This is a genomic window from Streptomyces atriruber (assembly GCF_001418325.1).
GTDB lineage: Bacteria > Actinomycetota > Actinomycetes > Streptomycetales > Streptomycetaceae > Streptomyces > Streptomyces atriruber.
In genome coordinates this window covers 1-9,144 of sequence record NZ_LIPN01000401.1, presented here as the reverse complement: position 1 = coordinate 9,144, position 9,144 = coordinate 1, and the positions used below count along the sequence as shown (strand labels likewise).

Genomic DNA, 9,144 nt, shown 5'->3' with positions numbered 1-9,144 from the left:
CAGGCCGTCGGCAACGGCGCCTCCCACCAGAGCAACACCGCCCAGGTGAACGGCTCCGCGTTCACGGCGATCGACCAGTCGAACGAGAACGTCGCGGTCAACTTCTCCCAGCTCTGGTGAGCCGGTAGCCCCAGGAGCCGATCGGGACGGCTCCCAGGGGAGCGAGTTGTGGGGTGTGACGTCTTGTGCGGCGGTGCTTCGGCGCCGCCGCACAGGTGTGTTCGGCGCCGAAGCGCGGGTGTGTTCGGGGGACGGGGCGCGGGGCGGGGCAGGGCCTCCGTCGAGGCCTGCTGCGGGCGGTCTCTTGACACCAGCGCACGATCTGACGGACAGTCAGAAACCCTTGTCGGTACGAGCCGGAGAGGCCGCCCCCGTGCACCTCGCCCCCACCGAACGCCAACGCCGCCTCCGCGCCGACCTGCGCACCTACTTCCGGGACGTGATGCCCGAAGGGCCGCCCGACGGCGCGGACGTGCAGGGACAGCGCCGCCTGCTGCGCCGCATCGGCGCCGACGGCATGCTGGNNCCCTGAACACCGTCGGGCCGACCCTGATGAAGTACGGGACGGCAGAGCAGAGGGCGGCCTTCCTGCCGCGCATCCTCAGCGGCGACCTCGTCTTCGCGATCGGCTACAGCGAACCGTCCGCAGGCACCGACCTGGCGGCACTGCGGACCAGGGCCGTGCGCGACGGCGACGACTGGCTGATCGACGGCCAGAAGATCTTCACCTCGAACGCGCAGAACGCCGACTGGATCTGGCTGGCCTGCCGCACCGACCCCGACGCCCCCAAGCACCAGGGCATCTCCGTCCTGCTCGTCCCGACCGACGCGCCCGGCTTCTCCTGGACCCCCATCGACACGGTGGGCGGGCTGACGACGACGGCGACGTACTACGACGGAATCCGCGTGCCCGCCGCGAACCTCGTCGGCGAGGAGAACGGCGGCTGGGGCCTCATCACCAACCAGCTCAACCACGAGCGGGTGGCGCTGGCCGCCATCGGCATGCAGGCCGAGGACTTGTACGCGGCGGCCCTCGACCGTGCGCGCGCCCCCGATCCGCTGACGGGCGAGCGCAGGACCGACGCCCCGTGGGTGCGGTCGAGGCTGGCCGAGGTGCATGCGCGGCTCGCGGCGACGCGCCTGCTCAACTGGCGTTTGGTGGGGGATGTGGGCGCGGGGCGGCTGGCCCCGGGAGACGCGAGCGGCGTGAAGTTCATGGGGACCGAATCGGCCGTCGAGGTGTACCGGATGTGCCAGGAGATCGTGGGCGAAGCGGGGCTGGTGCGGGCCGGTTCGCCGGGCGGTTCCGGGGACGGCGAGCTGGAGCGGATGAACAGGGCCGCGCAGATCAATACGTTCGGGGGCGGGGTGAGCGAGGTGCAGCGCGAGATCGTCGCGACGATGCGGCTCGGCATGCGGAGGGGACGACGGTGAAGGACAGTGCGCACGGCACGGGGGTGAAGGACATCGCGGGCGACACCACGGTGACGGACATCGCGTACGAGCAGTTGCAGGCGTTCGAGGGGCGGATCGCGGCGGAGGCGTGCCTCGGCAAGGACCCGGTCAACACGCCCATGATCAGGCACTGGTGCGAGGCGATGGGCGACACCCATCCCGCCTACGCGGGAGCGGACCCGGTGGCGCCGCCGACGATGCTGCAGGCCTGGACGATGGGCGGCCTCTCCGGCCACGACGGCCGCGCGTCGGCGCACGACGAGCTGTTCGCCCTGCTCGACGGTGCCGGATACACCTCGGTGGTCGCCACCGACTGCGAGCAGGAGTACGTGCGGGCGCTGCGGCCCGGCGACGAGATCACCTTCGACGCGGTGATCGAGTCGGTGTCGGAGCGCAAGACGACCAAGCTGGGGACGGGGCACTTCGTCACGACGCGGATGGACGTCCGCGCGGGCGGCGCACTCGCGGGGACGCATCGCTTCCGCATCCTCAAGTACGCCCCGGCGAAGCGGAAACCGAAGGGCGAGCGCCCCCGCCCGGTCGTCAACCGCGACAATGCCGGGTTCTGGGAGGGCGTGTCCGGGCACCGCCTGCTGATCCAGCGCTGCGGCGGCTGCGGCACGCTCCGCTTCCCCTGGCTGCCGGGCTGCAATGCCTGCGGTTCGGCCGAGTGGGACACGGTCGGGGCGAGCGGCGAGGGCACGGTCTATTCGTACGTCGTGATGCACCACCCGCCCTTCCCCGCCTTCGACCCGCCCTACGCCGTGGGGCTCGTCGAGCTGGCGGAGGGCGTGCGGATCGTCAGCAACATCGTCGGGGTGCCGTACGACAAGGTGCGGATCGGGATGCCGGTCCGGCTCGAATTCCTGCGCGTGGACGCGGAGGTGGAGCTACCGGTGTTCCGGGGCGTACCGGGAGACGTGGGCTGACATGGACTTCACGCCCACGGAGGAGCAGGCGGCCGCGCGCGATCTCGCCGCGGAGATCTTCGCCGATCTGGCCGCACCGGAGCGGCTCGCCGCGGCGGGCACCGGTTCGGACGCCGAGCTGTGGAAGGCGCTGTGCGCGGCCGGGCTGCCGGGCGCGGTGGAGGACATCGGGCTGCTCGGTCTCGTGCTCCTCCTGGAGGAGCAGGGGCGGGTGACGGCGCAGGTGCCGTTCGCGGCGAGCTGTGTCTACGGAGTGCTGGCGGTCGCCGCGCACGGCACGGCGGAACAGCGGGACCGGCTGCTGCCCGCGCTCCGGCAGGGGAGCGCGGTCGCGACGGGAGCGTTTCCCGCCCGGGGCGGCGTGACGGCGTCCGCGGACGGGACGCTGAGCGGCACGGTGGCGTGGGTGCCGTGGCTGCGGGACGCGACGGTCGTCCTGGTGGCGGCGGCCGACCGCACCCTGTGGCTGGTGCGGGTCGGCGACGCGCGCGTGGAGCCGGTCGAGCTGACCGCGCCCTGGGCGGCGGGCCGGTTCGTCCTCGACCGCACGCCCGGGGAGCGGCTGGGCGGGCCCGGGGCGTACGACGACGTGCGGGCCGGTGCGCTGACCGCCTTCGCGGGACTGCAGGCCGGGGTGTGCGCGGGATCGCTGGCCCGCGCGGTGGCCCATACGAACGAGCGGGAGCAGTTCGGCCGTCCCCTCGCCGCGAAGCAGGGCGTGCAACTCCGGGCCGCCGACGCGTACATGGACACGGAGGCGATCCGCGTCACGGCCTACGAAGCGGCCTGGCGCCGTGACACCGGCCTGCCCTACGACACGCACGCGCTCACCGCCGCCTGGTGGGCGTCGGAGGCGGGCAAGCGCGTCGTCCACGCGGGCCAGCATCTGCACGGCGGCACGGGGGCCGACCTCGACCATCCCGTGCACCGGCACTTCCTGTGGGGGCGGCAGCTGGACGCCTATCTGGGATGCGGCAGCGAAGTCCTGGAGGAGCTCGGTGAGTTGATCGCGCAGGGAGAGCCGGAGCGAAGGGGAGAGCGGGGATGAGCGTGAGGACGAGGACGACGCCGGGGCAGGAGCTGGCTCCGCTGGAGATCCCGATCACCCGCACGCTGATCGTCGCCGGGGCCATCGCCTCCCGCGACTACCAGGACGTGCACCACGACGCGGAGCTCGCGCGGGCCAAGGGCTCCCCCGACATCTTCATGAACATCCTGACGACGAACGGCCTGGTCGGGCGGTACATCACCGACCACTTCGGCCCCACCGCCGTGCTGCGCAAGGTGGCGATACGGCTCGGGGCGCCCAACTACCCGGGGGACACCATGGTGTTGACCGGCACGGTCGAGGAGGTCGAGGCCTCGCCCGGGGGCGAGACGGCCGTGGTGAGGGTCGTCGGTGCCAACGGCATCGGCCGGCACGTCACCGGCACGGTCACGGTGACCGTCCCCGAGGGAGGCGCCGCATGAGTGTCCGTACGCGCGACAGCCTCGGGGGCCGGGCCTCGATCGTCGGCATCGGGGCGACGGAGTTCTCCAAGGACTCGGGGCGCAGCGAGCTCAAGCTCGCCGTGGAGGCGGTGGGCGCCGCGCTCGACGACGCCGGGCTCACCCCCGCCGACGTCGACGGCATGGTCACCTTCACCATGGACACGAGCCCGGAGATCACGGTCGCCCAGGCGGCCGGTATCGGGGAGCTGTCCTTCTTCTCCCGCATCCACTACGGCGGCGGCGCGGCCTGCGCCACCGTCCAGCAGGCGGCCCTCGCGGTGGCGACCGGCGTGGCCGAAGTGGTCGTCTGCTACCGCGCGTTCAACGAACGCTCCGGGCGTAGATTCGGCTCCGGGGTGCAGCGGCGCGAGCCGTCCGCGGAGGGCGCCGCGCTCGGCTGGGCCCTCCCCTTCGGCCTGCTGACACCCGCCTCCTGGGTGGCGATGGCGGCCCAGCGCTACCTCCACACGTACGGTCTGACGCCGGAGGCCTTCGGGCACGTCGCCGTCATGGACCGGAAGTACGCGGCCACCAACCCCGCGGCCTACTTCCACGGGAAGCCGATCACGCTGGAGGACCATGCCGCCTCCCGCTGGATCGTCGAGCCCCTGCGCCTCCTGGACTGCTGTCAGGAGACGGACGGCGGCCAGGCGATCGTCGTCACCGGCGCGGAGCGGGCCCGCGACCTGCGGCAGCCGCCCGCCGTGATCGCGGCGGCGGCCCAGGGGGCGGGCCGGGCGCAGGAGCAGATGACCAGCTTCTACCGCGACGACCTGCGGGGGCTGCCCGAAATGGGGGTGGTGGCGAAGCAGTTGTGGCGCACCTCGGGGCTGGCTCCCTCGGACATCGACGTGGGGATCCTGTACGACCACTTCACTCCGTTCGTGCTGATGCAACTGGAGGAGTTCGGGTTCTGCGCACCCGGTGAGGCCGCCGACTTCGTGGCCGAGGAGAGGCTGCCCCTGAACACGCACGGCGGGCAGCTGGGCGAGGCCTATCTGCACGGCATGAACGGCATAGCGGAAGCCGTCCGTCAGGTGCGCGGCACCTCCGTGAACCAGCTGCCGGGCGCCGCGCGCACCCTGGTGACCGCGGGCACGGGCGTTCCCACATCGGGGTTGATTCTGGGGTCGGACGGCTGAACGCGGCGCGTGTCCCGGCCGCGGAGCGGGGCGGTGGGCTTTCACTCGCCGTATGCGTATCCGAAAGATGATCATTGGATTCGTCCTCGCTCTGACGGCCCTGACCATGGACCTGACCGCGTCGCCACCCGGTGCCGCGGCCGACCGCCCCGACGGCGGGGCGCCCGCCAGGACGTCGACCTTCCGCGGCTGGGCCTTCGACACCTGCGACACCCAGTCCACCGACACCATGCGGCGCTGGCGCCGCTCCAGCTATCGCGCCGTCGGCGTCTACTACGCGGGCCGCGGCCGGGCCTGCAAGCGTCAGCCGCGGCTGAACCACGGCTGGATGCGCGAGGTGAAGCGCATGGGCTGGCGGGTCCTGCCGGTGTACGTCGGGTCGCAGTCCCCGTGCGTCATCGCCAAGAACAAGAAGCACGTCCGCATGGGACGGCACCCCTGGCGGCAGGGGAGCAAGGAGGGGCGCGACGCGGTCCGCGCGGCCAAGGCGATCGGTGTGCGGCGGCACAGCCCGCTCTACCTCGACATGGAGGCGTACACCTATCGGAAGAAGGGGTGCGCGCGCACCACGCTCTCCTTCATCAGGTCCTGGGACCGCGAGGTGCGCAGGCTCGGCTACGTGCCCGGCTTCTACAGCAGCGCCGACTCGGGCGTGCGGCACATGGAGGCGGCACGGCGTGCGGGCGTACGGGACCTGCCGTCGGTGATGTGGTTCGCGCGCTGGCACACCGACCCTCATCTGTACCGTGAGCCCGCGCTCGGCAGCGACGGGTGGCGTCCGGCACGGCGGATCCACCAGTACGCGGGGAACGTGAAGGAGCGGCACGGTGGGCGCACGCTGATGATCGACCGCAATCTGATGCACGCTCCCGTCGCGCGCATCCGCTAGCCCGGCCGCCGTCCGGCGTGCGGTGCGCCGGTGCGGTTCTCGGGGGTGAACCCTCAGGGGCTGCTCCGTCTCCTCCACCTGTAGGAGGTGGAGCCAACCCCACTCGTACAACCTGAGGCGGACACCGCTTAGGGACCTGCGGCCGATCCGCGGAAGTAGGGGGCGCTTCTAGCGTGGAGCCATGACCGCATCCATGGTGACCGTGTGCACCAGCGCATCGAAGGCCGCGACGCGGGGCACGGGTCCGACGAGGGCCGCCGGGCCCGCCGCACGCCCGTCGTATCCGTCGTTCGCGTCCTACGTACGGGCACGCCAGCCCGTACTGCTGCGCACCGCCCGCTCGCTGACCGCGAATCCGAGCGATGCCGAGGACCTGCTGCAGACCGCGCTCACCAAGACGTACGTGGCGTGGGACCGGATCGAGGACCATCGTGCGCTCGACGGCTATGTGCGCCGGGCGCTCCTGAACACGCGTACGTCGCAGTGGCGCAAGCGGAAGGTCGACGAGTTCGCGTGCGACGAGCTGCCGGAGCCTGAGGTGACGCCGGCGGGGGATCCGGCCGAGCAGCAGGTGCTCCGGGACGCGATGTGGCGCGCGATCACGAAGCTGCCGGCGCGGCAGCGGGCGATGGTCGTCCTCAGGTATTACGAGGATCTGAGCGAGGCGCAGACCGCCGAGGTGCTCGGGGTGTCCATCGGCACCGTCAAGAGCGCGGTGTCGCGGGCGCTCGGCAAGCTCCGCGAGGATCCGGAGCTGACTCCGGTCCGCTGAGCGGGCCAGGCCTCGGTCCGCCGCCGAGCGGAGGCGGCCGATGATCGATCATCCCCTGGAGTAGTGACATACCGCGCGGTATGCGCGCAGAATCAGCGCAGCCCTTACTGCCGCGTAGGCGATGTCGCCCCAGGAGGACGCCGTGCTGAGCACGATGCAGGACGTACCGCTGACCGTCACCCGCATCCTCCGGCACGGCATGACCGTGCACGGGACGTCACAGGTCACGACCTGGACCGGCGACGGTGCTCCGCAGAGTCGCAGCTTCCGCGAGATCGGCGAGCGTGCCGCTCAGCTCGCGCACGCGCTCGGGGAGCTGGGCGTCGCCGAGGGCGAGGTCGCGGGAACCCTGATGTGGAACAACGCCGAGCACGTCGAGGCGTACTTCGCGGTGCCGTCCATGGGCGCGGTTCTCCACACCCTCAACCTTCGGCTTCCGGCCGACCAGCTGGCCTACATCGCGCGCCACGCGGGCGACAAGGTGATCCTGGTGAACGGCTCGCTGGTCGGGCTGCTGCTGCCGCTCCTCCCGAGCCTGCCCGGGCTCGAACACGTCGTCGTGTCCGGGGCGATGACGGAGGAGGCCCGCACGGCATTGGCCGCGGTCTCCGGTGTGCGGGTCCACGAGTACGAGGAACTGATCGCGGGGCACCCCACCGTCTACGCCTGGCCCGACCTGGACGAGCGCCGCGCGGCCTCGCTCTGCTACACCTCCGGCACCACCGGGGAGCCCAAGGGCGTGGCGTACTCCCACCGGTCCATCTACCTGCACTCGATGCAGGTCAACATGACCGAGTCCATGGGACTGACGGACGCGGACCTCTCGCTCGTCATCGTGCCGCAGTTCCACTGCAACTCCTGGGGCCTGCCGCACGCGGCGTTCATGACCGGTGTGAACATGCTGATGCCCGATCGCTTCCTCCAGCCCGCCCCGATCGCCGAAATGATCGAGAGCCGGCGTCCCACGCACGCCGCGGCCGTTCCGACGATCTGGCAGGGCCTGCTCGCCGAACTGACCGCCAAGCCGCGCGACGTCAGCTCCCTGACGCAGGTGACGATCGGCGGCTCGGCCTGTCCGCCCGCCCTCATGAAGGCATTCGACGAGCTCGGAATGCGGGTCTTCCACGCCTGGGGAATGACCGAGACCTCGCCCCTGGGCACGGTGGCCAGGCCGCCGGCCTCGGCGGCGCCCGGTTCCGACGAGGAATTCGCGTACCGGATCACGCAGGGCCGTTTCCCGGCCGGAGTCGAAGGGCGCCTCATCGGCCCGAGCGGGGAAGAGCTCGCCTGGGACGGCGAATCGGCCGGTGAACTGGAAGTGCGCGGCCCGTGGATCGCCGGGTCGTACTTCGGCGGTCCGGACGGTGAACCGTCCCGCCCCGAGGACAAGTTCAGCCAGGACGGATGGCTGAAGACCGGTGATGTCGGCGTCATCAGTCCGGACGGTTTCCTCACCCTGACCGACCGGGCGAAGGACGTCATCAAGTCGGGCGGCGAGTGGATTTCCTCGGTCGAGCTGGAGAACGCCCTGATGTCCCACCCCGACGTGGCCGAGGCCGCCGTCGTGGCCGTCCCGGACGAGAAGTGGGGCGAACGGCCGTTGGCCGCCGTGGTGCTCAAGGAGGGCGCCGAGGCCGACTTCCCGCTGCTCCGCGAGCACCTCGCCACCAGCGGCATCGCGCGGTGGCAGCTCCCGGAGCGGTGGACCGTGGTGGCGGAGGTGCCGAAGACGAGCGTGGGGAAGTTCGACAAGAAGGTGCTGCGGGGGCGCTTCGCGGACGGCGCGCTGGACGTCACGCAGGTCTGAGCCGGGTCCTCAGCGCACAGGCGTTGCGGACCTGCGCGGTGTCGCCGTCGTCGCCCAGCCGAGCGCGAGCCACAGGGCGGCGACCGCGCACACCCCGGTCCACCCCCAGTGGGTGAAGGCGGTGCCCGCGAGGGCCGATGCCAGCGCGCCGCCCGCGAAACCCGCCACCACATAAGCGGTGTTGGCGACGGCCGGGGTGGACGTGGTCGTCAGTGCCAGCGTCTGGTTGGCTATGTGGTTGGCGACCAGCGCCATGTGCAGGACGATCGCCGCCGTGCACAGCGCCCAGAGCGCACCGCCGCCCAGCCAGAACAGCGGCACCGACACCGCCGCCGTGACATACCCGGCCGAGACCACCTTGGCCGCGCCGAACCGGTCGACGAGACCGCCCGCGAGCGGTGCCACGACCGCGGCCGCCAGACCGAAGAGGCCGAAGAGGCCCGCGGTGGCGGTCGTCATGCCGTACCCCCCGGTGCCGCTGCCGGTGAGCAGCAGGGCCAGCGAGGTCCACAGCGCGCTCCACGCCCCGTACATCCCGCCCTGCCGTATGCAGGCGCGGCGCAGCTCGGCCGAGCCCCGCACCACGCCGGGCAGCTGGGCGAGCCCGGCGAAGAGCGGGCCCGTCCTGCGGCGGTGCTCGGCGGGCAGCACGGCGGCCG

9 protein-coding genes and 1 pseudogene are annotated in these 9,144 nt (G+C 72.0%); 9 read left to right on the top strand and 1 reads right to left on the bottom strand.

Going from position 1 to position 9,144, the window contains the following annotated elements; all coding sequences use genetic code 11:
* Positions 1-373: 373 nt before the first annotated feature.
* From AOK03_RS44425 to AOK03_RS33670, 9 genes and pseudogenes are all read left to right on the top strand, one after another.
* Positions 374-523 (top strand): annotated as a pseudogene (locus AOK03_RS44425) (acyl-CoA dehydrogenase); the annotation flags it as partial.
* A gap of 3 nt (positions 524-526) precedes the next feature.
* On the top strand, positions 527-1,434 hold a 908-nt coding region (locus AOK03_RS33705; RefSeq protein ID WP_244177854.1), incomplete at its 5' end, for an acyl-CoA dehydrogenase family protein.
* Positions 1,431-2,384: a bifunctional MaoC family dehydratase N-terminal/OB-fold nucleic acid binding domain-containing protein gene (locus tag AOK03_RS33700; protein WP_079075119.1), complete on the top strand. Its 954-nt coding sequence runs from the start codon at positions 1,431-1,433 to the stop codon at positions 2,382-2,384. The genes AOK03_RS33705 and AOK03_RS33700, both read left to right, overlap by 4 nt.
* Before the next feature lies 1 nt (position 2,385).
* A complete protein-coding gene (locus tag AOK03_RS33695) occupies positions 2,386-3,432 on the top strand; it encodes an acyl-CoA dehydrogenase family protein (protein WP_055569179.1) in 1,047 nt (348 codons plus the stop codon).
* Complete coding sequence (locus tag AOK03_RS33690; protein WP_055569178.1) at positions 3,429-3,854, top strand: MaoC/PaaZ C-terminal domain-containing protein; 426 nt, start codon at positions 3,429-3,431, stop codon at positions 3,852-3,854. Before AOK03_RS33695 ends, AOK03_RS33690 begins: the two co-directional genes overlap by 4 nt.
* Positions 3,851-5,017 (top strand): lipid-transfer protein, encoded by a 1,167-nt coding sequence (locus AOK03_RS33685; protein WP_055569177.1) that lies wholly within the window; start codon positions 3,851-3,853, stop codon positions 5,015-5,017. The genes AOK03_RS33690 and AOK03_RS33685 overlap by 4 nt, the downstream gene beginning before the upstream one ends.
* Positions 5,018-5,069: 52 nt before the next feature.
* Positions 5,070-5,906, top strand: coding sequence for a DUF1906 domain-containing protein (locus tag AOK03_RS33680; RefSeq protein ID WP_244177853.1), 837 nt, complete (start codon positions 5,070-5,072; stop codon positions 5,904-5,906).
* A 181-nt stretch (positions 5,907-6,087) separates the two neighbouring features.
* On the top strand, positions 6,088-6,678 hold the full coding sequence (locus AOK03_RS33675; protein ID WP_425264438.1) for a SigE family RNA polymerase sigma factor: 591 nt from the start codon (positions 6,088-6,090) through the stop codon (positions 6,676-6,678).
* A gap of 121 nt (positions 6,679-6,799) precedes the next feature.
* On the top strand, positions 6,800-8,485 hold the full coding sequence (locus AOK03_RS33670) for a long-chain fatty acid--CoA ligase (protein ID WP_208609650.1): 1,686 nt from the start codon (positions 6,800-6,802) through the stop codon (positions 8,483-8,485).
* 9 nt (positions 8,486-8,494) lie between these two features.
* Here the strand turns inward: AOK03_RS33670 and AOK03_RS33665 are convergent.
* Positions 8,495-9,144 (bottom strand): MFS transporter (locus AOK03_RS33665; RefSeq protein WP_167355668.1); only part of this gene is annotated, 650 nt, incomplete at its 5' end.

What these genes read in the sequence shown, in the direction of transcription:
- AOK03_RS33670 (WP_208609650.1), top strand. Translation starts at nt 6,800, where the DNA reads ATGTCGCCCCAGGAGGACGCCGTGCTGAGCACGATGCAGGACGTACCG.
- AOK03_RS33680 (WP_244177853.1), top strand. Translation starts at nt 5,070, where the DNA reads ATGCGTATCCGAAAGATGATCATTGGATTCGTCCTCGCTCTGACGGCC.
- AOK03_RS33695 (WP_055569179.1), top strand. Translation starts at nt 2,386, where the DNA reads ATGGACTTCACGCCCACGGAGGAGCAGGCGGCCGCGCGCGATCTCGCC.
- AOK03_RS33675 (WP_425264438.1), top strand. Translation starts at nt 6,088, where the DNA reads ATGACCGCATCCATGGTGACCGTGTGCACCAGCGCATCGAAGGCCGCG.
- AOK03_RS33685 (WP_055569177.1), top strand. Translation starts at nt 3,851, where the DNA reads ATGAGTGTCCGTACGCGCGACAGCCTCGGGGGCCGGGCCTCGATCGTC.
- AOK03_RS33690 (WP_055569178.1), top strand. Translation starts at nt 3,429, where the DNA reads ATGAGCGTGAGGACGAGGACGACGCCGGGGCAGGAGCTGGCTCCGCTG.